The organism is Siminovitchia sediminis, from assembly GCF_042680885.1.
Classification (GTDB): domain Bacteria; phylum Bacillota; class Bacilli; order Bacillales; family Bacillaceae_C; genus Siminovitchia; species Siminovitchia sediminis.
This window is the reverse complement of record NZ_JBHUEO010000113.1, coordinates 57985-84169: the sequence shown is the minus strand read 5'-3', so window position 1 is coordinate 84169 and position 26185 is coordinate 57985. Positions and strand designations below refer to the sequence as shown.

The window sequence follows — 26185 nt, the reverse complement described above, 5'->3', positions numbered from 1 at the left end:
TTTGTCCAGCTCCAGGCGGCAGGGGCTCGAGGTCGCTTCAACAAAACCATGAAGGCAAACTACGCCTTCACTGGTTTTGTCTCCAGCGCTTGTCGCCCCTGGGCTGCCGCCCTGCGCTTTTCTTTTTACCGCTCCACCTTTTTCAGTACAAAGTAGGCACAGCCAAAGTTACAGTACTCGTATAGATAGTCGTCAAGGGTACTGATTTTTGTATCGTACGTGGCTTTTTGATGGTCGTCCGCAAAAAAGCCTTTTAAGCGCAGCTGGCCGTATCCCCAATCCCCAACGATGTAATCGTACTTCACTAATATATCACTGAAGCGGGCTCTCAGCGCCTCCTCATTAAAGCCGTCCCTGACATTTTCAACAAGTTCGTATTGCTTATTTTGTATAGCAAACATTTTTCTCACCCGCTTATTATGATCCATTTCCTTCTTAAATTATAACTTAAACGGCAACAATTTCTAGTAAAAAAACTGAGGATTGAAGCATCCTAATCCAGAGGAGGTGTAATGATGAAAAAAACATTCATTCCAGCGATTCTTTTAAGCGGGATGGTCCTGGGTGCCTGTGCGGCCAATGAAGACCATGAACTGGCAGAGCGAAATGACGGGGTTTACCAGGAGAGCGGCAACACGCTGAACAGAGATGACAGAAACGATCTCTACAACCCCTCCAATAATGATACTAACTACGGTTTCGTCAGAGAAGTCAAAAGTCCTGTGCCTGGGGATACTGCTGAAATCGGAAAAGAAGATGGAATCAATAGGGAAAAAACAGCCGGCATGATCAGTAAAATGGTCGTTGCACTTCCAAATGTCCATGAAACCAGTGTTGTGGTTACAGATGCAGAAGTACTGATTTCATATAAAATCGATCAAGCGGATAATAAATCCCGATTTGAGACTGCAGACCAAGTAAAGAAAACCGCGATGTCCGTTGTTCCTCGCTGGTATCATGTGTATGTCTCTGATGATCCGGCTTTAAGGCAATATGTTGAAAATATCGGCTCTATGGATCCGTACTCAGCCGACAAAAATACAGCTGTCCAAGACACTGTTCGGATGATGAAGGAAAGTTCACCACAGGGTCGGCCTATGAGCGATTTGGAAAATGAAAATGGTGAAACAAAAGAAGACCGGATTAAGCAATCCAGATAAAACAGCCCTGAAAGCTTTGGCCCGTGACCGTCATGGGCCAGCTTATTTTTCAGGGATGGAGGTGACCCCTGCTATGAAAACCATCGTTTTTGCCATATTTTTTATACTATTTACAGGAGTGACTGTAAATGCAAAAGAAATGACGGATGCAGAAATTTATGAAAAACGAATGGAATTATACAAAAAGAATGAAGCAGCTACAGGCGTTCCATGGTTTTTTATTGCAGCCATCGATCAATATGAGCGAAGTATCCGCCATGTAAGGGATGATTTGCCCAAGCCCGACGGTATCCACGGCATGTATTTCGAGCCTGAGCAATGGTCGGGACCTCTAAACCCTGACCAGGAGGATCAATCCCCATTATCCATCAGTTTTTTTCATGGAATGGGGAAAGATGGAAATGGAGACGGAATCGCTGATAGGGAAAATGAAGAAGATGTCCTCTATGCAGCTGCGGACTATATATCAAGGTACGGAGTCGATGATGCCCGGGTGCGCCTTGCCTTGTGGAACTACTATAAACGAGATAAAACTGTTGGCGCCATTATGACCAATGCTAAAATATACAGGACAATGAATCGGATTGATCTGAATGAGAGAGCTTTCCCTATTCCTAAAGGATGGAATTATACGTACCATAATACATGGGGCGACCGAAGAGGCTGGGGGGGAAGAAGAATTCATGAAGGAACCGATATTTTTGCTGATTATGGCGTACCTGTCCGCTCCGCTGCCTACGGAGTTGTTGAATTAAAAGGCTGGAATAAATATGGCGGTTGGCGCGTGGGAATCAGAGATTTAAACAATACTTATCACTATTACGCACATCTGAGCGGATTTGCTGATGACTTGAAAATCGGTGATGTTGTGAAACCTGGTGATGTGATCGGAAGTGTTGGAAGCTCGGGATACGGTCCTCCTGGAACTTCCGGAAAATTTCCTCCTCACCTTCATTATGGCATGTATAAAGATAATGGAAAAAAAGAATGGTCATTCGATCCCTATCCCCATCTAAAAGCTTGGGAACGGCTCGAAAGAAAAAAATGAAGCTTGGGGCAATATATCCCCAAAGCTTCATTTACATTCATGCTTTTCTTTTTGCTTCCTTTGACTTGGAAATCGCAAGAGCGACACTTGCTCCGAAGCCGCCCCAAATAATTACGATTCCGATAATCATCATAGCCAACGCACTGCCGCTCATTAGCCCGCCTCCCTTTCGTCTGCTTTAGAAGCATAGTTCAAATCTTGGCCTTTCCATGGTTTTAATGACATGAGGATACCAAAGAACATGGCACCCAAAGCTACTGTCCACCCATATTGGAAAAGGAATTCCCTTGGATAATCCCCTCCGCCGTAATCACCTACAAGATTCTGGCGTAAGTTATCAAACATCATATAACCGAGGACAACCGGGGTAATGATGGATAACGAAATTCTCCACCAGGCTCCAAGACGTATGTCTGAAACTGAATCGGCATAGGATTGAAGCGGTTTTAACTGTTTGGCAAACCATGCAATGAAGATGACTTCAAATAACCCTGCCATCGCTACTCCAAATTGGTTGATAAAGTAATCGGCCACATCTAACAGGTTTAAACCGTTTTGGGTAGCAAAAGCAAGCGAGACCAGCGTTGTCAGTCCGCCTCCAAATATGACAGCCGTTGTCCTGGATACATTAAATTTTTCTTGAATACCGGCCATATAGGTTTCCACGATAGAGATGAGAGAGGTCAGTCCCGCCAAGGATAAGGAGAGAAAGAATAATACCCCAAATATATGCTGGAATCCTGGTAATTCATTAATAATCGTCGGGAAGACGGAAAAGGCCAACAGCACTCCGCTTTGAACCACTTCATTGATACCTGCTCCTTGTTGAGCAGCCATAAAACCTAGTGCTGCGAATACACCGAATCCTGCAAGAAGTTCGAAACCGGAGTTGCCAAAACCCGTAATGAATGCACTGTTGGTAATATCAGACTTCTTCGGCAAATAACTTGAATAAGTAATCATAATGGCAAATCCAATGGATAAACTGAAGAAAATCTGTCCGTAGGCTGCAACCCACACCTTACCATTAAAAATGCTACTCCAATCGGGTTTGAAAAATTGGTTCAACCCATCAACTGCTCCATCCAAGGTCAACGCCCGAATAACAATAATCATAAATAATACGACAAGCATGGGGATCATAATTTTGTTAGCGGTTTCAATTCCTTTTCTAACACCTGCAAATAAAATACCCAATACAAGAGCCCACACTAAAATAAGCGGAATCAAAACAGCCGGAACAAAGCTTCCCATTGAAGATGTTTCGCCCACCTGCAGATAATCAGCGATCAAGAAGTTGGTTGTATCGCTTCCCCATTCCAAATTAAATGAAAAGTACGTATAAGCAAATGCCCATGCGATAATAACTGAATAATACGTAGCAATGACAAAAGATATACCGATTTGCCACCAGCCAATCCATTCTGCACCTTTGCTGACCCTTGCCAGAGAAAGCGGTGCGGAGCCGCGATATTTGTGCCCAATAGTAAATTCCAAAATTAACAATGGTATTCCGGCAGTCAGCAAGGCAAACAAATATGGCAGAAAAAATGCTCCTCCTCCGTTATCATACGCAACAGCAGGGAAACGCCAAATGTTCCCAAGTCCAATCGCAGAACCGACAGCAGCAAAAATAAAACCGGCTCTTGAACCAAATTGCGCACGATTCTCCATTTAAAAACCTCCTTTTTAAATTTTCTTGGAATAGTCTGAAAATATTCAAACTATAAAAATAGTATAGCCATTCATCCTTTTTTTGTCAAAATAAAAAAATCATTTTCATTTATAAAATGATTTCCTGAAATTATATTAAAATAAAAAAGACAGCCTTTTAAAGATGCTCCATTTGTCCTTAACGCGGAGCAGCTTGGCTGCCTGTCTTATTCATGCAGTGATTTATCCTTTTTTACGAAGGCCATGATGGCCAGCAGCACTGCCACTGTTACCAGTCCCAAGAGTGTGCTTTTGGTTAAGCCCAAGACGATAAAACCGGCTCCTGCAATCAGTGCTGACAGCAAGGCGTACGGCAGCTGTGTCAGCACATGATCCATATGATTGCAGCCCGCTCCTGTCGATGAGAGAATGGTCGTATCTGAAATAGGTGAACAATGATCACCAAACACCGATCCTGCGAGAACCGCTGCAAGTGCTGGCAACAGCAGTTCCATACTCGTTGCTGCAGCAATCTGTCCTGCTATCGGAAGCAATATGCCGAAAGCTCCCCAAGATGTCCCTGTAGAGAAAGCGACAAGCCCGGCAACAATAAATAAAATCACCGGCAAAAAGGCGATATTCAGCTGCGAATGTGCTGCGGCATTACCGAGATACTCTCCTGTACCCAAATCTTCAATCAATGTGATCATAATCCAGGCAAAAATTAATATGAGTACTGCCGGGAGCATAGAGGCCATGCCCGCTCGAATCCCTTTCAAAAGGTGTGAAACATTGATGGACTTGTTTACTGCTTTTTGACGGAAAAAGAGCGCCACCGCAATCAATAACGCAAAAATCCCCCCCAAAACGAGAGCAAGGGACACATCTGCATTACCGAAAATTTCCATGAGGGAAGCCCCTCTTTCACTCGCTTTCACCCCTGTCCACACAATTACAGCAAGTGTACCCGCGAAAAGGGCAGCAATAGGCCAGAATAAATGACCAATAGTCCCATGATCACTCGTAGGCAGACTCTCCTTCATCTGCCCCGGAATCACAGTATCGGGATCATAGAGGACCCCAGTTTTTAGTGCACGGCTTTCGTGTTTTTTCATTAAGCCAAAATCAGCATTGGAGACAGTGATAACAAAGACGAGTCCCAGCGCTGCCCAGACATACAGGTTCATCGGAATCATTTGTATAAAAGCGGTGAACGCTGAAAGGTTTGTGACTTGGTGTGTCGCAAATACTGTTCCAATAATACCGATAATATAAGCACCCCAGCTTGAGATGGGTGCAATGACACAAATAGGTGCTGATGTAGAGTCGATCAAGTATGCAAGCTTTGCTCTCGATACACGGTGCCTGTCCGTGATGGGCCGGGCAACCTGGCCCACTGCCAAAGCGTTAAAATAATCGTCTATAAAAATAATGATACCTAATCCGATGGTCAATAATTGTGCGCCGATACGGCTTTTTACTCTGGCGGCAGCCCACTCTCCAAACGCCTTTGTTCCTCCGGCCATGTTGACCAGAGCAGTAAGGGCACCCAATAAAAAGAGAAACGACAATAAATACATATTCCATGTATTGATTCCGCCGTCTTCCATAAAGACACCCTGTACAGATTTCCATAAAACAGAAAAAGACTCAGCTATGTTCCCTTTTCCCAACAATAGAGCCGAAACGACGATACCTGCCCCCAGAGACAACAGGACTTTTCTAGTCAGGATGACCATCAGGATGGCCAAAATGGGCGGTAATAATGAAAGGGCCGACTGCTCCATACGTGTTCCCCCTGTTCTTGCTGTATACCTGGATTCGAGATGATTGAATAATTTTAAACAAAAGAAAAAACCACACCAAGGGTGGCTCACCATGCAATCGTGCTTCTCTTTTGTTATCCCGTAAAACGAAATATTTGCTATCGGATGTATCATATCATCCTTGAAGGCTGTTGACAATATTATGGCGACTGTGGAGTTTCTGGAAATTGTATGGAAGGATTCATTGTACCGCTATTATTATAAAATTGCGGTACTTCTCCTGGATACAGACCAATCGCAATGGGTACTTCCTGGTGTACATTTGTTTGCTCTGTCCCAAAAGGAATAATAATTTGTACTGTAACATCCACTTGAATGGTGACAGTGACGAACATATTGTTAATTGGATATTGCTCCACCTTTGTTTGAACGTCTGTATCTACACTGCCTACAGGGGTAAAACGAATCGGGATTCTCGGCCCCAAGTTTCCAAGGAGGGCATTATTCGTCGCCTGACCCAATGGAAAGGAATATACAATGCCTTCACCTTCGGCAGATTGATCGTAGGAAAATTCTACACCTGTCTCTGCCTGGAGAGAAGCCAGATCTCCTTTTTCAGCCTGTCTTAAATTCATTTGAATCGCTTTCGTTATATCTGCCTGTATTTCATTAATAATATCTGTTTTAAATTGAACTGTTCTGCCTCCGACTCCATCCGGTACAATTTCCGTTACTTCCCTTATATCTTTCACGTTGGGAATGACATCCTTCACTGCTTTACTGACAACCATCGGTGCAATTTTTCGCGTCTGGGATTCTGCATAACTTGTTAAAGTTGGTTTAATTCCTTTATTAACAACCCACAATCCTGCGGCTGTGGAAAAAATGAAGAAAACAAATGACAGCAATAATACATAGCGGAAAGGCAATGGCCCCCGCCTGGTTTTCCGTGCGCGAAATCGAGCCAATAGGATCCCCCCTCGTACAATATATGCGGCTGAGGGGGGAATATAGTGCTTAGTTTATGAAATGGAGACCAGAATTTATCAAGACATTTTCAACAAGGCTTCGCGTCCTGTTGTTCCGGGGGTAATGCCAAGCTCCGCGGCCCTATACGTGACTGACTCCAAAGGAGCATCGAGCAGCTGTTGTATCGTTCTGACGCCGACAGCTCTGCCGGCAATGACACCTCTATCTTTCAGCTTATCGTTTAACAGGCCAACATCCAGAGCTCCACACATGATATAACCTTTTTCATTAGATATAGTAAGCAGCGTGGTTTTTGGTAAACGAACAGTCGAGGCAACAAACATCATGCCGTCAATCACAACGGGTTCAATTTGAACCATTTCAACCACTCCTTCCAATATCCATGATATGAAAGGATGGATCATTAGTTACACAAGGAGAGGTTTCTGTTATGGAGAGGCGTACCTGCTTTTCAGCTCCCACTCCATGACATCCCGTACAAATTCAGGGAGATAATAGATTTTTTTTCTGGCGTTTTTGATGGGTGGCAGAAATATCCCAAACGTAAACATATCTAAGGTAGCCACATGATACATTTTTTCCGGATTCAGCGGCTCCCCTGCTATTAAAATCGTATCGTCATCACAAAACACGATTTCGTGATAGACGAATTTGCCCATCATGACTCCTCTGAAACCAAGCCCTTGAAACTCTAACTCACTCAGATCACTGTCTTCTGCTCTTTCGATGACTTCTGCCAGTTCTGCTCCTGTTAATTCAACCTTACAGGGATTGATCGGGTGCGGCAGCATCCGGTGCAAATCATATTTTGTCACGCTGCCTTCCAATGAAGAGAGAATCAGTCCCGAATTTATCAATGCACAATCTGCTTCACACCACTTATATATAGCTTCACACAGAATAGAGGGAAGCTCCGATGTCTCCAGCCACGAATAACTCAGCGGTTCAGGCAGCCTGACCACTTCCGTTTGAAGCAGGACTTTTCCCGTTTGCTCCAATTCCTTTATGTACCCTGCTGCATTTGGGGGACTCTCCAACATAGATGTTTCGAAAAGGGATGCTGTAAATTTCTTATAAAAAAACGGCCCTGTATTAAGCTCTCCCTCAATATAGCCAACATAGTCACCATGCCTGCCTGCTGCCCCCAGCAAAGTATGGCCTGCTTTTTTTCCATTCATAAAAACGTGATGGGTATGCCCGCCTAAAATCAAATCGACTCGCGGGTTGCTTTTAGCAATGGCTTCGTCATCGTTCATGCCTAAATGGGATAAAACAATAATTATATCCGCCTTTTTTTGCAGTTCGGTAATTTGCCGCCGGAGCTCTGCAAGCGGCTCCGTCATCTCCCAGCCCAAAAGCTTATACAAAGGGCGGTAAAAAGCTGTGGCTGCCGTTACGCCTATTGTGGTGCCTTTGGAGGTCGTGTATATTCGATAGGGCATCGCCCATGATGGGCGGGAACCGTCCGGCAGGTATAGATTCGCCGCAAGCACGTCAAATTGTGCACGATCATACAATTGTTCCAGGGCCTCTTTCGGCAATGTCAGCCCTTCATTGTTCCCAATAGTGGCAGCTGTGTAGGCAACTTCATTTAATAACTCCACGTTCCCTTTTCCAAGGGTTCCTTCCGTGAATGGGTGCCATCTGTCGACAAAATCTCCGATGTCAAAGATAAAAACATCTTCTCCGGCAGCTTCGTGAATCGCTCTTCTTTCTTTTAAAAACTTTCTGATCCTGGGCCACTTATCAAAATGGCTGTGAATATCATTCGTATGGTATATATGAATTTTTTCTCTCACAATGACACTTCCTTAAAACAAATCCAGCTGTCTGGCAGCAAGTCCTTCATATTTAATGTTTAGCAACTGAATAAGGTCTTTTGCATTTCCGGCAGCATCTCCGCCTGAATTGTTGTTAAACAGGACAAAGATATCTTTGGATTCCTGTTGAAGCTGTTGGATACGGGCTTTCCATTCCTCCAGCTCTTCCTGACTATATTTATATAAATACCGGACTTCGCGCCAATTTTTTCCGTTGGGTTTCATCCAGGCGGCAGTATTTCTGCCATGCATCCGAACGAGTGTTTTTTCTTTATGGGTCGCCTGAAGGACAACAGGGATGGATCCCTCACCTGCTTGAGGTTCATCACAAATACTGTGAATCCAGCCTTCCACTTCCATAAACCGGAGAGTTTGTTCACGGAATCCGGCTGAGAACCAAGACTGATTGCGAAACTCTAATGCGATTGGATAATTTTCCATTTTCTCACGGCAATAACGCAGGTAAGCTACATGCTCTTTCCGGCAATCAAACCACGGAGGAAACTGAAACAAGACCATCGCGAGCTTTCCGCTATCTACAAAAGGGATGAGGGATTGCTTAAATGCCTGAAACATCTCCTCTTTTGAGGAAAATGGAATCTCTCCCCGCTGGTGCCCCGTCATTCCCTGATAAGCTTTAACCACAAACCGAAAACCGGCGGGCGTATCTTTCACCCATTTTTCCACATTGCGGGCGGGCTGCACCGCATAAAAAGAAGCATCTACCTCTACAGTTGGAAAATGAGCCGCATATTCCTTTAACTTGTCGCGGGAGGCCATTCCAGCGGGATAAAGATCATGGTCTCCCCATCCGGTTACTCCTATATATATCATATAATCACCTGTTCTTAGTTTAGCATAACACTTCTATTATCTCCTTCATGTATTCCCCTTTAACAAAATAAAAATCCGGGGCGGGTTGCATTGCAGGGGCATGAATCCTCCACGCTTATACATGTTATATGTAAGTTGTTAAGTTATGCCGGAAGCCGGTTGGTAATTCAAGAGACTTACTGTTTACCGAATCACTTATGGCTTGCGAGCGGCAAGGTGGGCATGACTAGGGGCTCGGTACAGATCTCCAGTGATCTTGTTAAAAAAATTCTTCTTATACGGGCACTCGTGGATAATTCAAGTAACCGTTTTAATGAAACACTCATTAAAACGAGCTCTCGAGAATGGCTCCCGGGTCAAGTCCATAATTTTAATATTTAAGTGAAAATGCTGTATTCTTTATAAAAGCACAGCCACAGCCTAGCTGCATGCTAGTAACTGCAGCGCCGGAAGGATCGTGGCCTTGCCGGCGACTGCCCAGAATCGATTTGTCCGTGTACCCATACGCTGCAGTCGAGCCTTCAGGCTTTTTTTCTTGCTCACAAGCAAGACTGTGACATATATCACATATTTACATGAGGCTTTTTGGTATGATAAAAACAGTAAACAAACCTACTTAGGAGGTATGCATCATGGATCATGAAAAGCAGGAGAGATTACGCACGTTATTAAATGAAGCCATCCAGCCGATTCTTGAACGATTGGATCGCCTGGAAAAGGAAATGAAAGAGTTAAAAGAACAACAAAATAACTAATAAACCAGACATCCGTGATGCTTTATTTTTTCAACAAGTTGCCCAGATGCTAACGAAGACAGCATCCGCAAATAAAACAAAGACCCTTGCTGCCTCATGCAACAAGGGTTTGGTATGAATTAACCAATAGAACCTTCCATCTCGAACTTGATCAGTCGGTTCATTTCAACCGCATATTCCATTGGAAGCTCTTTGGTAAACGGTTCGATGAAGCCCATGACAATCATTTCTACAGCTTCCTGTTCACTAATTCCGCGGCTCATCAAATAGAAGAGCTGTTCTTCGGAAACTTTGGAAACTTTCGCTTCATGCTCCAAAGAAATATTGTCATTAAGAATTTCGTTATAAGGAATCGTATCAGATGTGGATTTGTCATCCAGAATCATGGTGTCACATTCAATATTTGAACGTGCACCGTCCGCTTTGCGGCCAAAGTGGACAATTCCACGATAAGTTACTTTTCCTCCATGCTGTGACATGGATTTGGAAACGATGGATGATGTCGTATTTGGCGCCAAGTGCATCATTTTAGCACCTGAATCCTGATGCTGTCCTTTTCCTGCCATGGCAATGGAAAGTGTCAATCCTCTTGCTCCTTCACCTTTCAACAGAACAGCAGGATATTTCATGGTCAGCTTGGAACCAAAGTTGCCGTCAATCCATTCCATGGTTGCATGCTCATGGCAAACAGCACGCTTCGTCACAAGGTTATAAACGTTATTGGCCCAGTTTTGAATCGTTGTATACCGGCAGTAACCGTCTTTTTTCACAATAATTTCAACAACCGCACTGTGAAGAGAGTTTGTAGTATAAGTCGGTGCAGTACACCCTTCTACATAGTGCACATGTGCTCCTTCATCCACAATAATCAGTGTACGCTCGAACTGCCCCATATTTTCCGAGTTAATTCGGAAATAGGCCTGGAGCGGTGTATCTACTTTTACACCTGGCGGTACATAAATAAACGATCCGCCTGACCAGACAGCTGAGTTTAACGCAGCAAATTTATTATCAGTTGGAGGAATGACAGTTGCCCAGTGTTCCTTGAAAATATCCTCGTTTTCCTTCAAAGCGGAATCCGTATCTTTAAAGACGATCCCCATTTTCTCGAGATCTTCTTTCATATTATGGTAAACCACTTCCGATTCATACTGTGCGGAAACCCCTGCAAGCCACTTTTGCTCCGCCTCCGGTATTCCCAGCTTATCAAAGGTCTGCTTAATCTCATCAGGAACTTCATCCCAAGAACGCTCCGTATGCTCAGACGGCTTTACATAGTATCTGATTTCATCAAAATTGAGGGCATTTAAGTCCCCGCCCCACTGCGGCATAGGCATTTTGTAAAAATGCTCCAGGGATTTAAGCCGAAAGTCCAGCATCCACTGAGGCTCTTCTTTCATTTTAGAGATCTCTTCGACAACTTCACGTGTTAAACCCCGCTCTGAGCGGTAAACGGAAACGTCACGGTCACGGAAGCCATACTTATACTCGCCGCCTATTTGAGGTGCATTTTTAGCCATTGATCCCATTCCTCCATTCTTTATTGTTGTTCCTTAATTCCTTTTTCCATCGCTTTCCACGCCAATGTTGCACATTTGATCCGCGCCGGAAATTTCGAAACCCCCTGTAGAGCTTCTATATCACCAAGATCCAGGTCATCATCGTCAATATCTTTTCCTTGGATCATTTCCGAAAAAATTTCCGATAATTTCAAGGCATCTTCCGTATTCTGGCCGATCACCGCCTGCGTCATCATGGAAGCGGAAGCCATTGAAATGGAGCAGCCTTCTCCATCGAACTTGGCATCAGTTACTTTTCCGTCTTCGACTTTCATTGTGAGATGGATCCGGTCCCCACAAGTCGGGTTATTCATATCGACCGTCAAACTTCCGTCTTCTACATACCCTTTGTTACGGGGATTTTTATAATGATCCATAATCACTTGACGATATAGACTATCAAGGTTATTAAAAGACATTCGTGAAATACTCCTTTGTTTTAACAAGGCCTTCAACAAGTCTGTCAATGTCTTGCTCAGTGTTATATAAATAAAAGCTTGCCCTTGCTGTTGCTGAAACATCCAGCCACTTCATAAGGGGCTGTGCGCAATGATGCCCGGCACGCACTGCAATACCTTCAGAATCGAGCACTGTTGCCACATCATGCGGATGAACATCTTCGATATTAAACGTGATGACTCCTGCGCGTTTTTCAGCTTCCAGCGGTCCATAGATTGTCAGGTTGTCAATTTCGGACATTTTTTCAAGAGCATAGGCGGCCAGCTTGTGCTCATGCTCTAAAATCGCTTCAGAGCCAATGTCAGTAAGAAAGTCAATGGCCGCTCCCAAACCAATCGCTCCGGCAATAATTGGAGTTCCCCCTTCAAATTTCCAGGGAAGCTCTTTCCATGTGGATTCATATAATCCGACAAAATCAATCATTTCACCGCCGAACTCTACGGGCTCCATCTTCTCCAAATGCTCTTTCTTTCCATATAATACACCAATTCCAGTCGGTGCACACATTTTATGGCCTGAAAAAGCATAAAAATCACAGTCCAAGTCCTGGACATCCACTTTCATATGCGGAGCACCCTGTGCACCATCCACTACCATTACAGCTCCGTGACTATGAGCAATGGCTGCCAATTCCTTGATAGGGTTAATGACTCCCAAAACGTTGGACACATGCGAAGTTGAAACGATTTTTGTGCGTTCATTGATGATGTTTTTCGCTTCTTCCATGTGGATAGAGCCATCATCCAGCAAAGGAATGTACTTAAGCTCTGCTCCTTTTTCCTTGGCCAGTTGCTGCCATGGAATAATGTTGCTGTGGTGTTCCAAATACGTAATGACAATTTCATCACCTTTTTCAACATTTGCCCGGCCGTAGCTTTTCGCAATGGTGTTGATGGCTGTTGTCGTTCCGCGGGTGAAAATAATTTCTTCTGTTGAAGAGGCATGGATAAACCGTCTTACTTTTTCCCTGGCACCTTCATACTTATCAGTTGCCCTTGTACCCAATGTATGGACTCCACGGTGAACATTGGAGTTATATCCCCTGTAGTATTCATCGATGGCTTCAATGACCTGGACAGGCTTTTGGGAAGTAGCCGCACTGTCCAGATAAACGAGCGGGTGGCCATTGACTTCTTGGTCAAGAATCGGGAATTGTTTCCTAACTTCGCTCGCTATCATTATCGCATTTTCCTTTCGATGAGTTCTGTCAATTGGCTTTTTACTGCTTCAATCGGCAGCTTTTCCACAACCGGGGCCAGGAACCCGTGAATGATCAGGCGTTCAGCATCCGCTTTGGAAATACCACGGCTCATCATGTAGTAAAGCTGTACCGGATCGACACGTCCTACGGATGCCGCATGCCCTGCCATTACATCATCTTCGTCAATCAGCAGAATAGGGTTTGCATCTCCTCTGGCTTTTTCGCTCAGCATCAGCACGCGTGATTCTTGTTCAGCGTTTGATTTTGATGCGCCTTTTTCAATTTTTCCAATACCGTTAAAAATCGAAGATGCAGCGTCTTTCATGACACCATGGTTCAAAATAAACCCTTCCGTATTTCTGCCAAAATGAATAACACTTGTTGTGAAGTTTTGAGTTTGATTTCCCCTGCCGAGAACAACCGTTTTGGCATCTCCTTTGGATCCTTGGCCTATCAGATTGGTTTTGTTTTCGGCAATTGTATTTCCATCGTTCATCATCCCGAGCGCCCAATCCAAATCAGCATCCGGACCTGTGATCCCTCGGCGGTTTACATAAACGGTTGACCCTTCGGCAATGGTATCAACCGCTCCATAAACCACACGTGCATTCGCATTGACAATTACTTCAGATACAATGTTGACAATGTTATTGACTTCATCATTTGTTGATACATAGTTCTCGACATAGGTCACTGAACTATGATCATCTGCTACGATGATCACATGATTGACCATCGCCGCTTCCTTATCATCAAATATATAAACAGCCTGAATAGGCTCCTTAACTTCCACATTTTTTGGAATATACAAAAACGCTCCGCCGTTTACCAGCGCTGCATGAAAAGCAGTTAATTTATGTTCATCCACTTTTACTGCATCCGTCATGAAGTATTTTTTTACAAGATCTCCATGCTCACGGAGCGCAGTGAAAAGGTCAGTAAATAGTACTCCTTGCTTTTTCAATTCATCGGAAAGCGACAGATAAGCAGCTTTCTGATTATGTTGAATATACAAGTTCTGATTTCGGTCATCTGCATGTACAACTGATTTCGCCACTTCCGGCAGATCCGCCAGCGATTGATAAGTGGTGCTTTCCGCTTCATGTTTCGGAAACTCTGTAAAATTCCAATTTGTAATTCTTGTCTTGTCCGGTTTGGGCATTGGCAGGTCTTGAGCCAGTTCCCAAGCCTTTAGCCGCAACTCGGTAAACAATGCAGGTTCATCATGTTTACTGGAAAAAGAACGAATATAATCTTGATCTATTGTCATTTTCGTATCAATTGTCATTTCCATCCTCCTACCACTTATGCTTCTTGGCCAACAGTCTCGTCTTCGATTCCAAGCTCTTCTTTTACCCAGTCATAACCTTCTGCTTCCAGACGGTGAGCCAGTTCAGGACCGCCTGATTTCACAATTCGGCCTTGCATCATGACATGCACATAGTCTGGTGTAATATAGTTGAGAAGCCGTTGGTAGTGAGTAATGACGAGGCACCCAAAATCATCGCCTCTCATCTTATTAATTCCTTTGGATACAACTTTTAAAGCATCTATATCAAGACCTGAGTCAATTTCATCAAGTATGGCAAATTTTGGTTTCAACATTAATAGTTGAAGGATTTCGTTGCGTTTCTTTTCTCCGCCTGAGAACCCTTCGTTTAAATAGCGCTGAGCCATGTCAGGATCCATTTCGAGAAGTTCCATTTCTTTGTCCATTTGTTTAATGAACTTCATTAAAGATATTTCCTTCCCTTCTTCACGGCGGGCATTCATAGCAGTTCTCAAAAACTCAGCATTTGTTACTCCGCTGATTTCACTTGGATATTGCATGGCTGAAAACAAACCGGCACGTGCCCGTTCGTCCACTTCCATTTCCAACACATCCTGTCCATCAAGCGTAATGCTTCCGTTCGTAACCGTATATCGTGGATGGCCCATAATCGCAGAGGCTAAAGTTGATTTCCCTGTACCATTTGGACCCATGACTGCGTGGACTTCTCCACCATTTATACTGATGTTTACTCCTTTTAAGATCTCTTTATCGTCAATGGATACATTAAGATCTTGGATTGTTAACGTTGAAGCCATCCTCATTACCTCCATAATTAGAAATATTTTCTCTCTATCTTCTTTTAATTACTATTCCATCTTAGCTTATTTTAAAATAATTATCAACAAGCAGCCGGAATAAATGAAATTACCTTTGTTTATTTGAGAACCTTCTCAATAAAAATAGGCTGATCTGTATATTTTTAACAGATCAGCCTCATTTTATTTACATTTTTGACGAAAGGGTCCCTCCTATATTCGCAGCCACAATTCTCGACTCCACATAATCCTCTTCACGGCGCTTTTCAACTTCGATTCTTTTGTCACAGTCCTGCCTGTACGTTTCGTAACCGATACCGTGTGCCTTATGAAGTGCTTTTTCCATATCAGTTGTGTATTGAAGCTTTAAGGGGTGAATAAAAAACCATTCCTTTCGTTTTTGGTACCCGATTTCCCGGGTACTCTCTATCTTCCCGAATGAAGCGTGATCTAAACGGAATTCTTTCTATTAACAGTTGTTTCCTATATATTCTCGGATGATTTCAAGTAAATGGGGTACTGAGCGGAAAGCATATACTTTTTCTGCCGGAACACCCTTTTGAAGAATGAATAGACAAGGGACACTTTCAATCTTTAACTCCATCGCCAGGTCAGGCATATAATTCAAGTCAGCCTTACCGATGGATGTATCCGTAATTTTTTCAACAATCTCCAGCATTCTTCCTGCCACTTGGCATGTTCCGCATAGGGGGGTGTAAAAATAAATAAAAGCGTGCTCTTGTTCGGCCATGGTGTGACGAATCTCTTCTTTGGTCCACTCTTCCATATTGTTGTTTCATCCTTTATAAAGATACTGTGCATGAACATCAATTCTTGCTCTTAATAATATCTGAGCTAAATGCTCCAGCGGAGCTGTCGCCACTTCCCTGAATTTACGATCAATATACAGGTGCCTGGCCATGGGGAATTCTCGCTTTAACTGCTTTCTTAGCCGATCACCGGAGGGGTCAGAATCTGCAAGAATAAAAATGTCTCGTCCTTCCAGTTCCTCAATAAGCTCATCCAGCTTGGATAATCCGATTGTACCGTTTGTACAAATAATGTCAACCGGGTCTTTAATGACCTGCGTCAATCGTTTTTTATCCGATAAACCTTCTACAATGATCACAATGTCTGTCTGTATACTCATCCTATGCGCTCCAATTGAAAAAAAACGCACCCTGGATATTGGTCCCAAGGCGCATTTTTCTTTTATACTTGTCTCAACCACCATGCTTAAGATTAAACTTATACCCCCAGCCGCAAATTGAAACATGATCCACTGGGTGCAGCCAGGCTGTCTGCTTATGTACGACCATCGCCCACCAAGAAAATGATGCTGCCTTCAAAGACAGCCTGAACGTTGCCCGGACAAATTTCATGGAGCCGGCAAGAAAGCAGCCTCCGTATTTTATCCCTTTGTTTTGTCAGGATCGTAACGTTCATATGCCAATTACGATACGATTTTATTCCTCACTGGTCATTTTCTCATAATCTTCAGCTGACATCAAGTTATCAAACTCACTGCGGTCCGAAGGTTCTACAACGATCATCCAGGCTTTTTCATAAGGAGATTCATTGACAAATTCAGGGTTGTCTTCTAAATCTTCGTTTACTTCAACCACTTTTCCGCTGACTGGAGCATACAGTTCAGAAACAGTTTTTACAGACTCAACGCTGCCAAAAGGTTCGTCAGCTGTTACTTCATCTCCTACATCCGGAAGCTCAACAAATACAATATCTCCTAATTCAGATTGGGCAAAATCAGTAATACCGATTCGTACCTTTTCTCCTTCTTCTTTTACCCATTCATGCTCTTCTGAATAACGTAATTCTGCCGGTGTGTTCATGTAAATCCCTCCATCATTATATTCTTATTTAAATGTACATAAAGTACATATTGAAAGCAAGAAAACGTTCTTACTATACCCGGTTCCAAACTTCTTGAAAGGTTTCTTCTTTGAAACCGACGGTCACAGTTTCTCCATCCGTGACAATGGGGCGCTTGATCAGCATGCCGTCCGATGCGAGAATCTCCAGCAGCTCCTCATCCGATGCCTCTTTCACTTTATCTTTCAGGCCGAGTTCCCGATATTTTTTTCCACTGGTATTAAAAAATTTCTTTAGTTCCAGCCCACTTTTTTCATACAGTTCCTTCAACTCTTCTTTTGAAGGAGGATGTTCAACGATATGTATTTCATTGTAAGCCACTTGGTGATCATCGAGCCATTTCTTTGCTTTTCGGCAAGTCCCGCAACGCGGATAAGCATAAACGGTCAACGGCATCCAATCACCCTCCTTTCGTTAAAGTTCTTGGAGTGTCAATATTACACTATATTCGACACTTCCATGAAAAAACCTTTTTTATTCTTTATTCTTCTACTATTATTTCAGCATTTCCTCATTAGTCATGATTAAAACAACACGGCGATTATTGCTTCTGCCCTGTTTAGTGTCATTTGTTGAAACAGGCCGAAACTCGCCATAGCCGACCGCTTTGAATAGATTTGCATCCATTTTGTGTTCTTCAGTCAAGTACCGGATGACCACATTTGCCCTTGCTGTAGACAAATCCCAAGTGGAAGGGAACTGTTGGGTGGAAATTGGACGGTTCCCTCTAGTTCTATTACGTTTGGGATCTCAGCAATCGACGGAGCCGCATCATCTAAAAACAATTGAGCTTCTTGAATCAGATCCGCATTTCCTGAAGGAAACCGCTCTGTTAACTTTACTATCGGTTTATACGATAGACCTTTAACAGAGACAGGTGTAATTCCTTTCAGGGTGAAGACTCCTTTCCTTTAAAGTGCACGGTATCATAGACCTTTTAAACCGGGGAACTATGAATAAAGAAACGAGCAAACCGTTTGTTTGCTCGTTTTGTATGTTACACAATATATTTTTCTGCTCCGCTCAGCCGGTCCGCTGCCTCCCTCTTTTTGGCAATGGCATTGATCGGCGTATGGCGTGTCAGCTTTCTGAGAGCTGAGTTCATCATGCGGTACATATCGCCTTCTTCCATCGCCGCCAAGCATTCCCTTGAAAGCTGTTCCACCTTTGTGATCGAATCCTGGCAGAAAATTTCAGTATATAACAGCTTTTGTCTGCTCTTTTCCAAACCGTACCGCTTTATCGCCTTCTCCGTTCTCAGGACAACCGATTCCATGGCATAGGCAAGCGATACAAGGTCGGCCATTCGTGAAAGGATCTCCTGTTCATTTTCAAGCGCTTTTCCGTATTTTTGCGCTGCCAGTCCCGCAATCATCAAGGCGGCTTTTTTGGTTCCATTTGTTAAATGCCTCTCTTGGGCAAGCGGCTCATCATCCGGCTCTTCCGGCATTAACATCATCAACTCCTCCTGGAGTTTCTGGGCTTTTTCAAGAAGAGGGAGTTCTCCCTTGAACGCCTTTTTTAAATAGGTGCCCGGGACGAGTAGACGGTTGATTTCATTTGTACCTTCAAAGATGCGGTTGATCCTGGAATCACGATAAGCCCTTTCAATCTCATATTCTTCCATGTACCCGTACCCGCCGTGAATCTGCACGCCTTCATCCACTACATGGTCAAGAACTTCTGTCCCGAAAAATTTATTTAATGAACATTCTATGGCATACTCGGCGATGGACTTCGCCACTTCCGTCCCATTTTTAATTTGCTCTTCACTCAAACGGCTCATGCGCTCTTCAAACAAGCCGACTGTCCGGTAAACGGAGGATTCCGCGGCATAAATTTCAGCAGCCAAAGTACCAAATTTTTCTTTTGTCAGATTGAAGTGAGAAATCGGGGTGTTGAACTGCTTTCTTTGATTGGCATATTCCAGTGTAATTTCAAGAGCACGTTTAGACGCACCGACCGTTCCCACTCCAAGTTTATACCGGCCGATATTTAAAATGTTAAAGGCAATCCGGTGTCCTTTACCTTTTTCACCAAGCAAGTTTTCAACCGGCACTTCAGCGTGATCCAATAGAAGCGTGCGGGTGGACGAACTCTTGATTCCCATTTTCTTTTCCTCCGGCCCGGTGGAAACTCCCGGAAACTCCCGTTCCACAATAAATGCTGAAAAGTGCTCACCGTCTATCTTTGCATACACAATAAAGATATCCGCAAAAGCAGAGTTGGTAATCCACTGTTTTTCCCCGTTTAAGATGTAATGAGTGCCGTCCTCATTCAATGTGGCTGCAGTTTTTGCACCGAGCGCATCCGACCCGGAACCTGGTTCCGTTAATGCATAGGCTGCCAGCTTTTCTCCAGTTGCCAATGCAGGCAGATACTTTTGTTTTTGTTCTTCATTTCCGAACAGTACAATGGGCAGCGATCCTATCCCTACATGTGCACCGTGAGAAATTGAAAAGCCTCCTACTTTTGCCATTTTTTCAGCAATGAGTGCTGAGCTCACTTTATCAAGGCCCAGGCCTCCATATTCTTCCGGAACATCGGCACCGAGAAGTCCCAGCTCTCCGGCCTCTTTTAATAGTTTCACAGAGCGATCAAATTCATGGTTCTCCAATTGCTCCACCTGCGGCATGACCTCATTTGTTACAAAGTCATCTGTGGTTTTGGCTATCATGATTTGTTCATCTGTATAATCTTCAGGGGTAAACACTTGCTCTGCTTCAATATCTTCTATTAAAAAAGCACCGCCTTTGATGAGCCTCCCTGTCTTTTTGGCCATCTGACATTCCTCCGTTTCATTATTATAGGAGTTCAAACACACCTGCAGCTCCCATTCCCCCGCCAATACACATCGTTACCACACCAAACTGGACATTCCTGCGTTTCATTTCATGGGCAAGCGTCAGCGTCAGCTTTGTCCCGGTACAGCCCAGCGGATGTCCCAGCGCTATTGCACCGCCATTTACGTTGACAATCTCCTCATCCAGATCCAATTCCCGTATGACTTGAATAGCCTGCGAGGCAAAAGCTTCATTTAATTCAAACAGGCCGATATCGGAAAGTTCAAGCCCGGCAATTTTCAATGCTTTCGGAACTGCTGCCACAGGCCCTACGCCCATGATTTCCGGGGCTACTCCGCTGACGGCAAATGACCGGAATTTTATCATAGGCTGAAGTCCCAAAGAATCGGCCTTTTCACGATCCATTACCATGACTGCCGCAGCCCCGTCACTCGTTTGCGAAGAATTACCAGCCGTCACCGAGCCAGTGATAGAAAACACGGGGCGAAGCTTTGATAATACCTCTATATTGGTATCCGGACGGACGCCTTCATCCTGCGAGAATTGTATATGTTCTTCAGTCACCTTATAATCTGGGCCAACCGATCTTGAAATGACATCTACCGAGACAATTTCATCTTCAAATTTTTTGTCAGCTATCGCTTTTGCTGCCTTTTGATGGCTCTTTACAGCAAAGGCATCCTGATCATCCCTGGACACCCCAAATCTTTTGGCTACCTCTTCAGCTGTATGACCCATGCTCATATAATATTCAGGAGCCGAGTCTACGAGTTTGGCATTGGGCCTGACGATATGGCCGGACATCGGCAGCATACTCATCGATTCGGCCCCGCCCGCAATAATTGTATCTGCAGAGCCGACCATAATTCTTTCGGCAGCATATGCAATAGATTGCAGTCCTGACGAACAAAAACGATTGATTGTCATTCCCGGAACATCTTTAGGAAGGCCGGCAAGCGCACCAATGTTTCTCGCCATATTTAATCCCTGTTCAGCCTCAGGGATCGCACAGCCCATAATGACATCATCTATATTCCCATTATAATTGCCTGCACGTTTCAACGTTTCTTTTACAGCAAGAGCTCCGAGATCATCTGGCCGGGTATCGGCAAGTGTGCCTTTTTTGGCTTTACCGACCGGAGTTCTTGCTCCGGCGACTATAACCGCTTCACGCATATGATCCTCCCTCATTTCTATTAAACTATGGGTCAATTTCTCAGCGGTTTTCCTTTCAGCAGCATGTGCTGCATCCGTTGCTGCGACTTTGACTCAGCAACAAGGCTCAAAAATGCTTCCCTTTCAAGATCCAGTAAATATTGTTCATCTACCTTTGTTCCAAACGGAAGGTTCCCTCCGGCAATAACATAGGCTAATTTTTTTGCTATTTTCATATCGTGTTCAGAGATTGCACCTGAAAGCCTCATAGATTCTGCACCGAGAAGCAGCGTTGCATATCCGGTTTCACCGGTTACCGGGACTTTTTCCTGTACAGGAGGTTGATAACCTCGTTCATGGAGAGCCAAAACGGCATGCTTCGCGTCATAAATCAGGTGATCCCCATTTACGGAAATTCCATCGGCCCTGTTCAAAAAATTGTTTTCCTTTGCTTCCTGTCCGGAAGCAGAGACTTTGGCCATAGCAATGGTTTCAAATACTTTATTCGCTACTTTTTGCAAATCATAGTCAACGCCATGAGGCATGCTTTTTAAAGTTTTAATATATAATTCTTTATTTCCTCCTCCGCCCGGAATGAGCCCTACTCCGGTTTCCACCAGCCCCATATATGTTTCCATGGAGGCCTGAATATGGGCGGAAGGTAGACACACCTCAGCACCTCCGCCAAGTGTCATGCCGAATGGTGCCGTTACAATAGGCTTTTCACAGTACTTGATTCGCATCATTGCCTTTTGAAATTGACGGATCACCATATCCACTTCAAATAAATCGTCATCCTGAGCAGCCATTAAAATGAGACCGATATTGGCACCGACACAAAAGTTCTTCCCCTGGTTTCCGATAACAAGCCCTTTATAGTGCTGCTCTGTCTCATCAATGGCATAATTGAGCATTTGAATAATATCAAAACCGATAGCATTGTTTTTGGAATGAAATTCAAGCAGGACGACCCCGTCATCAAGATCAATCAAACTGGCTCCGGAATTCTTTTTTAATACCTTCCCCTGTTTTTTCAGCAGTTTCAAGTCAATAAATTTTGGATTTTTGACCACATTTTTATATTCATGGCCTGCCCAATAATATTCAGTACCAGACACTTCTTTGTAAAATGTGGAGTGACCCTGATGCAGCATTTCTTTCACCCAGGAAGGCACTGTCCAACCCTGCTGCTCCATTTTTCCGACTGCCTTATCCACACCAATCGCATCCCACATTTCAAACGGACCCAGCTCCCAGCCAAATCCCCATTTCATTGCCTGGTCAATTGAAACAGGGTCATCCGCAATGTTTCCCAGCAATTCAGCAGAAATGATCAGGACAGGAGCCGTTATATTCCAAAGAAGCTCACCTGCAGGATCACTCGAATAAATAAGCGCTTTCAATTTTTGCGCCGTGCCTTTTTCCCGTTTCGCCATCTCCACTCCGGGAGTTTTCAGTCTTTTTCTTGGCTCATATTCAAGGGTCTGAGGGTTTAATTGGAGGATCTCTTGACCTTTTTTCAGATAAAAACCTTGCCCGGCCTTACTGCCAAGCCAGCCATTTTCAAGCATTTGCTTCATAAAATCCGGTACTTTGAACACGTCTTTTTCATGACCTTCAACAGATTCATAAACATTGTTGGCAACGTGAATAAACGTATCCAGCCCTACTACATCGAGCGTTCGAAACGTTGCACTTTTAGGCCTGCCGATTAGCGGGCCGGTAATGGAATCTATCTCCCCGATGCTGAAACCTCCTTGGAGCATCTCATTGACAGCAACAAGCAATCCGTATGTTCCGATGCGGTTGGCGATAAAATTAGGCGTATCCTTGGCCACGACCACTCCCTTGCCGAGCACATCTTCTCCAAATGTTTTCATAAAAGCAACTACCGCCGGATCTGTCTTTTGGGTCGGAATAATTTCCAATAGTTTCAAATAACGCGGCGGATTAAAAAAGTGAGTTCCGAGGAAATGCTTTTGAAAGTCTTCGGAAAGGCCTTCAGACATTGCCTCTACAGAAATTCCTGATGTGTTGGAGCTGATTATTGAGCCTTTTTTTCTATATTGATCCACCTTTTTAAATATTTGCTTTTTTGCATCGAGATTCTCGACCACCACTTCGATAATCCAATCCGCCTCACTCAGCTTTTCAATATCATCTTCCAGGTTGCCGGCTTTAATCAGGCCAACGTTTTTTCTGCTCGTCAGAGGTGCAGGCTTTTGATTCAAAAGGCCTTTTAGCGCCTTCTCTGCGTAGCGGTTCCGCACTTCCTTGTCTTCCAGAGACAGCCCTTTTGCCTTTTCTCTGTCGGTGAGTTCACTTGGTACAATGTCCAATAGGAGAGAGGGAATACCGACGTTCGCCAGGTGTGCTGCAATTCCGGACCCCATGACGCCAGAGCCGATGACTGCAGCTTTCCGAATACGAAATGACAATGCAATTCCTCCTTTACGCCCTTTGAATGAACACTCATTCATTTTATGGTTAAAAAAATCCATTGCGAAAAGTTTGATTTAGTATTAATATAACGGAATCATCAGAATTTATCAATGATTTTTAACAGCAAATCAAAATTGCTAATAAACGAGGCACATGAATAAAATTCCTTTCTCCACAAATGCTATCCTTGTACTGTTTAAGGAGGGAAATCTATGCAGAACCAGCAAAATTCACAACAAATGCCGCAGCAGCAACAGCCGGTCATGCAGCAGCCGCCGCATGTCATTACGACTAAAGACCTTTCTTATATTAATGATATGTTGGCATGGAATCTGCTAGCCATGAAAAAAGCACATTTTTTTGCCGAACAGTGTCAGGACCAGCCCGTCAAGCTAGAAATTGAAAAGTGCGGGCAAATGCATCAGCGCCACTATGAAATGCTTCTTGCCCATTTACAGGAAAAACAGCAAAATAACCAGATGATGTGATAGAAAGGAGAAAATCTTTCCAATGAACAACCAAAACCAATCTGGGCAAAAAATTCAAAACCCGGCTGCTCAAGTTCCAAAAACACCGCAGATGAATGACCGTGATTTTATGAATGACATGTTGTCCACAGAAAAATATATGACAAGAAGCTATGCTGTCGCTCTGCATGAAGCGAGTCACCAGCACCTTTATGATGACTTACTGACAATTTTCAACGAAACTCAGAATGCGCAGCGCAGCCTGTTTGAACACATGTTCAAGAACGGCTGGTACGCTTTTGACGCTGAGAGCGAGCAAAAGATTCAGCAGTCCTACCAGCAGCATGCGGGGTATTCCAATCAATTTCCGTATGGGGGAGTTCAATAAGATAGACATCAAGGGAGGTATAGTTTGAAGCTTCTTCCTTTGAGTCTCTTTGAAGACTCCTATTGTTTTTATATATTTTTGAACGTATAGAAAAGACGACTCTATATTCAAAAACTGAGTATAAGTCGTCTTTATATTGTTAACCATTCAACTGTCAGCGCAGGTGCCTGAACTTCATTAGGCCATCTGCAGCTCTTCTAACTCACATTAATTTCCTTCTGGTCTTTTTCCTTATTCGAAGTAAAAAACGATAGGACCAATAATGTGACAAAGCTTACTGCCGATCCGTATATAATTGGTTCTGTTGCTGTAATTCCCAATATAGCCAGTCCTGCCAGAATAACGGCTGCACTTAAAATGATGGAGTAAAAAGCCGCTCGCGCATGGACCTTCTTTGAAAACAAACCAAAGATGACCGGGAAGAATAAGGCTCCAGATAACACGGCATAAGCAACGTCCAGGGCAACAAGTATATCTTGGATCCAAATGGCACAAATGATGGAAAAAACGCCAATTCCTACAGTGGTAAAGCGGGAAATCCGGACAAAACCTCTATCACTTATATCCGGCTTAAAAAATCTCTTTACAATATCATTAGATATAAGTGTTGAACAGGCTATGATTGACCCCGATGCTGTCGACATGATCGCTGCAGCAACACTTGCCAGGACGAGACCGAGCACACCTGGAGGAAGAGAGATCATAGCCACCTCGGCAAAAACATTTTGGGTATCTTCGATATTTGGCAGTAATACGAAAGCACTCATCCCAATGATCGCCAAAGCAATTGCGTAAGCATAGGCATAGATTCCAGCTGCTACAGTACCAATTTTCGACACTTTTGGAGTTTTTGCAGTAAATAGCCGCTGCCAAATGTCCTGTCCAACCATCAGCCCAAGTGTAAACAGGATGAAATATTGAAAGATTCGCTCTCCGCCAATATGGCCAATATCGAAAAATCCGGAAGGAAGTTCTGTATTTAAAGCGGTCCAGCCGCCCGCGTCGGAAAGGCTCATCGGCAGCAATAAGAAGAATACGCCAATTGTCATAATAACGAATTGCACAATATCCGTCATGGTAACAGACCACATACCACCCATTGTTGTGTATAAAAAGACAATTCCTCCCCCTATGATAATGCACAGGGCCATGTTCCAACCCAGCCATACATTTAACAATGAACCGATACCGATCATTTGAACAACTGTCAGCATCAATGTATAAATCGTTGCAACAATGGCACTAACCAGCCTTGTCTCTTTGCTGTAGCGTTTTTCAAGCAATTCACTGATTGTCAGGACTTTGAACTGGGATATTTTCTTTGTTAAAAAGATCCCCAGTAAGATGACACCCGTACCGATTGCAACTACCATCCATATTCCTGAAATTCCAAATTCATATCCCAGTCTCGCGGTACCTATTGGTACCTATTGTAGAAGCTCCGCCAAGTATGACAGCGGCCAAACAGCCGATATACATGAAATAGTTTAAATTCCGGCCGGCCACCATATATTCTTCCGCGTTCGTAGCCCGCCTTGCTCCATATACCCCGACACCTGCGATGACGGCAAAATAAAGAATAATAATGACAATGTCAATTGTTCCCATATTGTGATACCCCCTGGTTAACGCTTACAATTTGAATACTCTACAAAGTGAAGCGTCCCTTATGCTTTTATTCAATGTTAGTTCTTTCTTTTAAAAAC

29 protein-coding genes are annotated in these 26185 nt (G+C 43.8%); 5 read left to right on the top strand and 24 right to left on the bottom strand.

Annotation, left to right across the window (positions count from 1 at the left end; all coding sequences use genetic code 11):
• Positions 1-125: 125 nt before the first annotated feature.
• Positions 126-401, bottom strand: a complete 276-nt coding sequence (locus ACFSCZ_RS18375) for a YutD family protein (protein ID WP_380776166.1) — start codon at positions 399-401, stop codon at positions 126-128.
• A gap of 114 nt (positions 402-515) precedes the next feature.
• Between ACFSCZ_RS18375 and ACFSCZ_RS18370 the strand changes: the two genes are divergently transcribed.
• Entirely contained in the window at positions 516-1160 is a 645-nt protein-coding gene (locus ACFSCZ_RS18370; protein WP_380776163.1) for a YhcN/YlaJ family sporulation lipoprotein, read from the top strand.
• A gap of 73 nt (positions 1161-1233) precedes the next feature.
• Entirely contained in the window at positions 1234-2208 is a 975-nt protein-coding gene (locus tag ACFSCZ_RS18365; RefSeq protein WP_380776266.1) for a M23 family metallopeptidase, read from the top strand.
• Positions 2209-2245: 37 nt separating this feature from the next.
• Here the strand turns inward: ACFSCZ_RS18365 and ACFSCZ_RS18360 are convergent, their stop codons facing one another.
• The 7 genes from ACFSCZ_RS18360 to ACFSCZ_RS18330 all read right to left on the bottom strand — a co-directional run bounded on the left by ACFSCZ_RS18360 (position 2246) and on the right by ACFSCZ_RS18330 (position 9271).
• Positions 2246-2362 (bottom strand): methionine/alanine import family NSS transporter small subunit, encoded by a 117-nt coding sequence (locus ACFSCZ_RS18360; RefSeq protein WP_380776160.1) that lies wholly within the window; start codon positions 2360-2362, stop codon positions 2246-2248.
• A complete protein-coding gene (locus ACFSCZ_RS18355; protein WP_380776157.1) occupies positions 2362-3882 on the bottom strand; it encodes a sodium-dependent transporter in 1521 nt (506 codons plus the stop codon). The genes ACFSCZ_RS18360 and ACFSCZ_RS18355 overlap by 1 nt, the downstream gene beginning before the upstream one ends.
• A gap of 206 nt (positions 3883-4088) precedes the next feature.
• The gene (locus tag ACFSCZ_RS18350; RefSeq protein WP_380776154.1) at positions 4089-5648 is read right to left on the bottom strand and encodes a Na+/H+ antiporter NhaC family protein; all 1560 of its coding nucleotides are present in this window, start codon (positions 5646-5648) and stop codon (positions 4089-4091) included.
• A gap of 179 nt (positions 5649-5827) precedes the next feature.
• Complete coding sequence (gene yunB, locus ACFSCZ_RS18345; RefSeq protein WP_380776151.1) at positions 5828-6595, bottom strand: sporulation protein YunB; 768 nt, start codon at positions 6593-6595, stop codon at positions 5828-5830.
• Positions 6596-6673: 78 nt separating this feature from the next.
• Positions 6674-6976 carry a YunC family protein gene (locus ACFSCZ_RS18340; protein ID WP_380776148.1) on the bottom strand — a complete coding sequence of 101 codons (303 nt, stop codon included), beginning with the start codon at positions 6974-6976 and terminating at the stop codon, positions 6674-6676.
• 69 nt (positions 6977-7045) lie between these two features.
• Positions 7046-8416, bottom strand: coding sequence for a bifunctional metallophosphatase/5'-nucleotidase (locus ACFSCZ_RS18335; RefSeq protein WP_380776145.1), 1371 nt, complete (start codon positions 8414-8416; stop codon positions 7046-7048).
• 12 nt (positions 8417-8428) lie between these two features.
• Positions 8429-9271 (bottom strand): DUF72 domain-containing protein, encoded by an 843-nt coding sequence (locus ACFSCZ_RS18330; RefSeq protein ID WP_380776142.1) that lies wholly within the window; start codon positions 9269-9271, stop codon positions 8429-8431.
• A 632-nt stretch (positions 9272-9903) separates the two neighbouring features.
• Here ACFSCZ_RS18330 and ACFSCZ_RS18325 point away from each other — a divergent pair.
• Entirely contained in the window at positions 9904-10026 is a 123-nt protein-coding gene (locus ACFSCZ_RS18325; RefSeq protein ID WP_380776139.1) for a hypothetical protein, read from the top strand.
• Between the two features lie 119 nt (positions 10027-10145).
• Here the strand turns inward: ACFSCZ_RS18325 and sufB are convergent, their stop codons facing one another.
• From sufB to ACFSCZ_RS18260, 14 genes are all read right to left on the bottom strand, one after another.
• Entirely contained in the window at positions 10146-11546 is a 1401-nt protein-coding gene (sufB, locus tag ACFSCZ_RS18320) for a Fe-S cluster assembly protein SufB (RefSeq protein WP_380776136.1), read from the bottom strand.
• A 20-nt stretch (positions 11547-11566) separates the two neighbouring features.
• Positions 11567-12004, bottom strand: a complete 438-nt coding sequence (gene sufU, locus ACFSCZ_RS18315) for a Fe-S cluster assembly sulfur transfer protein SufU (protein ID WP_380776133.1) — start codon at positions 12002-12004, stop codon at positions 11567-11569.
• Positions 11994-13223 (bottom strand): cysteine desulfurase, encoded by a 1230-nt coding sequence (locus ACFSCZ_RS18310; RefSeq protein ID WP_380776130.1) that lies wholly within the window; start codon positions 13221-13223, stop codon positions 11994-11996. Before ACFSCZ_RS18310 ends, sufU begins: the two co-directional genes overlap by 11 nt.
• Positions 13223-14533 (bottom strand): Fe-S cluster assembly protein SufD, encoded by a 1311-nt coding sequence (gene sufD, locus ACFSCZ_RS18305; RefSeq protein ID WP_380776127.1) that lies wholly within the window; start codon positions 14531-14533, stop codon positions 13223-13225. The genes ACFSCZ_RS18310 and sufD overlap by 1 nt, the downstream gene beginning before the upstream one ends.
• Positions 14534-14550: 17 nt before the next feature.
• Complete coding sequence (gene sufC / locus ACFSCZ_RS18300) at positions 14551-15333, bottom strand: Fe-S cluster assembly ATPase SufC (protein ID WP_380776124.1); 783 nt, start codon at positions 15331-15333, stop codon at positions 14551-14553.
• Between the two features lie 187 nt (positions 15334-15520).
• On the bottom strand, positions 15521-15679 hold the full coding sequence (locus tag ACFSCZ_RS20180) for a YuzK family famiily protein (RefSeq protein ID WP_465270190.1): 159 nt from the start codon (positions 15677-15679) through the stop codon (positions 15521-15523).
• A 123-nt stretch (positions 15680-15802) separates the two neighbouring features.
• On the bottom strand, positions 15803-16120 hold the full coding sequence (locus ACFSCZ_RS18295; RefSeq protein WP_380776121.1) for a thioredoxin family protein: 318 nt from the start codon (positions 16118-16120) through the stop codon (positions 15803-15805).
• A gap of 9 nt (positions 16121-16129) precedes the next feature.
• A complete protein-coding gene (locus ACFSCZ_RS18290) occupies positions 16130-16483 on the bottom strand; it encodes a toprim domain-containing protein (protein ID WP_380776118.1) in 354 nt (117 codons plus the stop codon).
• Positions 16484-16799: 316 nt separating this feature from the next.
• Complete coding sequence (gene gcvH / locus ACFSCZ_RS18285) at positions 16800-17183, bottom strand: glycine cleavage system protein GcvH (RefSeq protein ID WP_380776115.1); 384 nt, start codon at positions 17181-17183, stop codon at positions 16800-16802.
• 73 nt (positions 17184-17256) lie between these two features.
• Positions 17257-17619 carry an arsenate reductase family protein gene (locus ACFSCZ_RS18280; protein ID WP_380776112.1) on the bottom strand — a complete coding sequence of 121 codons (363 nt, stop codon included), beginning with the start codon at positions 17617-17619 and terminating at the stop codon, positions 17257-17259.
• Positions 17620-17718: 99 nt separating this feature from the next.
• Positions 17719-17883 carry a hypothetical protein gene (locus ACFSCZ_RS18275; protein WP_380776109.1) on the bottom strand — a complete coding sequence of 55 codons (165 nt, stop codon included), beginning with the start codon at positions 17881-17883 and terminating at the stop codon, positions 17719-17721.
• Positions 17884-18220: 337 nt separating this feature from the next.
• On the bottom strand, positions 18221-20005 hold the full coding sequence (locus ACFSCZ_RS18270; protein ID WP_380776106.1) for an acyl-CoA dehydrogenase family protein: 1785 nt from the start codon (positions 20003-20005) through the stop codon (positions 18221-18223).
• A gap of 22 nt (positions 20006-20027) precedes the next feature.
• Positions 20028-21203: an acetyl-CoA C-acetyltransferase gene (locus ACFSCZ_RS18265; protein WP_380776103.1), complete on the bottom strand. Its 1176-nt coding sequence runs from the start codon at positions 21201-21203 to the stop codon at positions 20028-20030.
• A gap of 32 nt (positions 21204-21235) precedes the next feature.
• Positions 21236-23662 (bottom strand): 3-hydroxyacyl-CoA dehydrogenase/enoyl-CoA hydratase family protein, encoded by a 2427-nt coding sequence (locus ACFSCZ_RS18260; protein ID WP_380776100.1) that lies wholly within the window; start codon positions 23660-23662, stop codon positions 21236-21238.
• A gap of 174 nt (positions 23663-23836) precedes the next feature.
• Between ACFSCZ_RS18260 and ACFSCZ_RS18255 the strand changes: the two genes are divergently transcribed.
• Positions 23837-24112 carry a hypothetical protein gene (locus ACFSCZ_RS18255; RefSeq protein ID WP_380776097.1) on the top strand — a complete coding sequence of 92 codons (276 nt, stop codon included), beginning with the start codon at positions 23837-23839 and terminating at the stop codon, positions 24110-24112.
• A gap of 22 nt (positions 24113-24134) precedes the next feature.
• Positions 24135-24479: a spore coat protein gene (locus tag ACFSCZ_RS18250; protein ID WP_380776094.1), complete on the top strand. Its 345-nt coding sequence runs from the start codon at positions 24135-24137 to the stop codon at positions 24477-24479.
• A gap of 197 nt (positions 24480-24676) precedes the next feature.
• Here ACFSCZ_RS18250 and ACFSCZ_RS18245 read toward each other — a convergent pair whose 3' ends face one another.
• Positions 24677-25852 (bottom strand): sodium:solute symporter family transporter, encoded by a 1176-nt coding sequence (locus ACFSCZ_RS18245; RefSeq protein WP_380776091.1) that lies wholly within the window; start codon positions 25850-25852, stop codon positions 24677-24679.
• Positions 25853-25874: 22 nt separating this feature from the next.
• The gene (locus ACFSCZ_RS18240) at positions 25875-26087 is read right to left on the bottom strand and encodes a hypothetical protein (RefSeq protein ID WP_380776088.1); all 213 of its coding nucleotides are present in this window, start codon (positions 26085-26087) and stop codon (positions 25875-25877) included.
• Between the last annotated feature and the right edge of the window lie 98 nt (positions 26088-26185).

Coding starts and splice junctions, on each gene's coding strand:
- ACFSCZ_RS20180 (WP_465270190.1), bottom strand. CDS start 15,679: ATGGAAAAAGCACTTCATAAGGCACACGGTATCGGTTACGAAACGTAC.
- ACFSCZ_RS18370 (WP_380776163.1), top strand. CDS start 516: ATGAAAAAAACATTCATTCCAGCGATTCTTTTAAGCGGGATGGTCCTG.
- ACFSCZ_RS18290 (WP_380776118.1), bottom strand. CDS start 16,483: ATGAGTATACAGACAGACATTGTGATCATTGTAGAAGGTTTATCGGAT.
- ACFSCZ_RS18260 (WP_380776100.1), bottom strand. CDS start 23,662: ATGAATGAGTGTTCATTCAAAGGGCGTAAAGGAGGAATTGCATTGTCA.
- ACFSCZ_RS18295 (WP_380776121.1), bottom strand. CDS start 16,120: ATGGAAGAGTGGACCAAAGAAGAGATTCGTCACACCATGGCCGAACAA.
- ACFSCZ_RS18280 (WP_380776112.1), bottom strand. CDS start 17,619: ATGCCGTTGACCGTTTATGCTTATCCGCGTTGCGGGACTTGCCGAAAA.
- ACFSCZ_RS18245 (WP_380776091.1), bottom strand. CDS start 25,852: ATGGTAGTTGCAATCGGTACGGGTGTCATCTTACTGGGGATCTTTTTA.
- ACFSCZ_RS18360 (WP_380776160.1), bottom strand. CDS start 2,362: ATGAGCGGCAGTGCGTTGGCTATGATGATTATCGGAATCGTAATTATT.
- sufD (WP_380776127.1), bottom strand. CDS start 14,533: ATGACAATTGATACGAAAATGACAATAGATCAAGATTATATTCGTTCT.
- ACFSCZ_RS18325 (WP_380776139.1), top strand. CDS start 9,904: ATGGATCATGAAAAGCAGGAGAGATTACGCACGTTATTAAATGAAGCC.
- ACFSCZ_RS18255 (WP_380776097.1), top strand. CDS start 23,837: ATGCAGAACCAGCAAAATTCACAACAAATGCCGCAGCAGCAACAGCCG.
- sufB (WP_380776136.1), bottom strand. CDS start 11,546: ATGGCTAAAAATGCACCTCAAATAGGCGGCGAGTATAAGTATGGCTTC.
- ACFSCZ_RS18240 (WP_380776088.1), bottom strand. CDS start 26,087: ATGGGAACAATTGACATTGTCATTATTATTCTTTATTTTGCCGTCATC.
- ACFSCZ_RS18310 (WP_380776130.1), bottom strand. CDS start 13,223: ATGATAGCGAGCGAAGTTAGGAAACAATTCCCGATTCTTGACCAAGAA.
- ACFSCZ_RS18365 (WP_380776266.1), top strand. CDS start 1,234: ATGAAAACCATCGTTTTTGCCATATTTTTTATACTATTTACAGGAGTG.
- ACFSCZ_RS18375 (WP_380776166.1), bottom strand. CDS start 401: ATGTTTGCTATACAAAATAAGCAATACGAACTTGTTGAAAATGTCAGG.
- gcvH (WP_380776115.1), bottom strand. CDS start 17,183: ATGAACACACCGGCAGAATTACGTTATTCAGAAGAGCATGAATGGGTA.
- ACFSCZ_RS18270 (WP_380776106.1), bottom strand. CDS start 20,005: ATGGCCAAAAAGACAGGGAGGCTCATCAAAGGCGGTGCTTTTTTAATA.
- ACFSCZ_RS18330 (WP_380776142.1), bottom strand. CDS start 9,271: ATGATATATATAGGAGTAACCGGATGGGGAGACCATGATCTTTATCCC.
- ACFSCZ_RS18265 (WP_380776103.1), bottom strand. CDS start 21,203: ATGCGTGAAGCGGTTATAGTCGCCGGAGCAAGAACTCCGGTCGGTAAA.
- sufC (WP_380776124.1), bottom strand. CDS start 15,333: ATGGCTTCAACGTTAACAATCCAAGATCTTAATGTATCCATTGACGAT.
- ACFSCZ_RS18355 (WP_380776157.1), bottom strand. CDS start 3,882: ATGGAGAATCGTGCGCAATTTGGTTCAAGAGCCGGTTTTATTTTTGCT.
- sufU (WP_380776133.1), bottom strand. CDS start 12,004: ATGTCTTTTAATAACCTTGATAGTCTATATCGTCAAGTGATTATGGAT.
- ACFSCZ_RS18350 (WP_380776154.1), bottom strand. CDS start 5,648: ATGGAGCAGTCGGCCCTTTCATTATTACCGCCCATTTTGGCCATCCTG.
- ACFSCZ_RS18340 (WP_380776148.1), bottom strand. CDS start 6,976: ATGGTTCAAATTGAACCCGTTGTGATTGACGGCATGATGTTTGTTGCC.
- ACFSCZ_RS18250 (WP_380776094.1), top strand. CDS start 24,135: ATGAACAACCAAAACCAATCTGGGCAAAAAATTCAAAACCCGGCTGCT.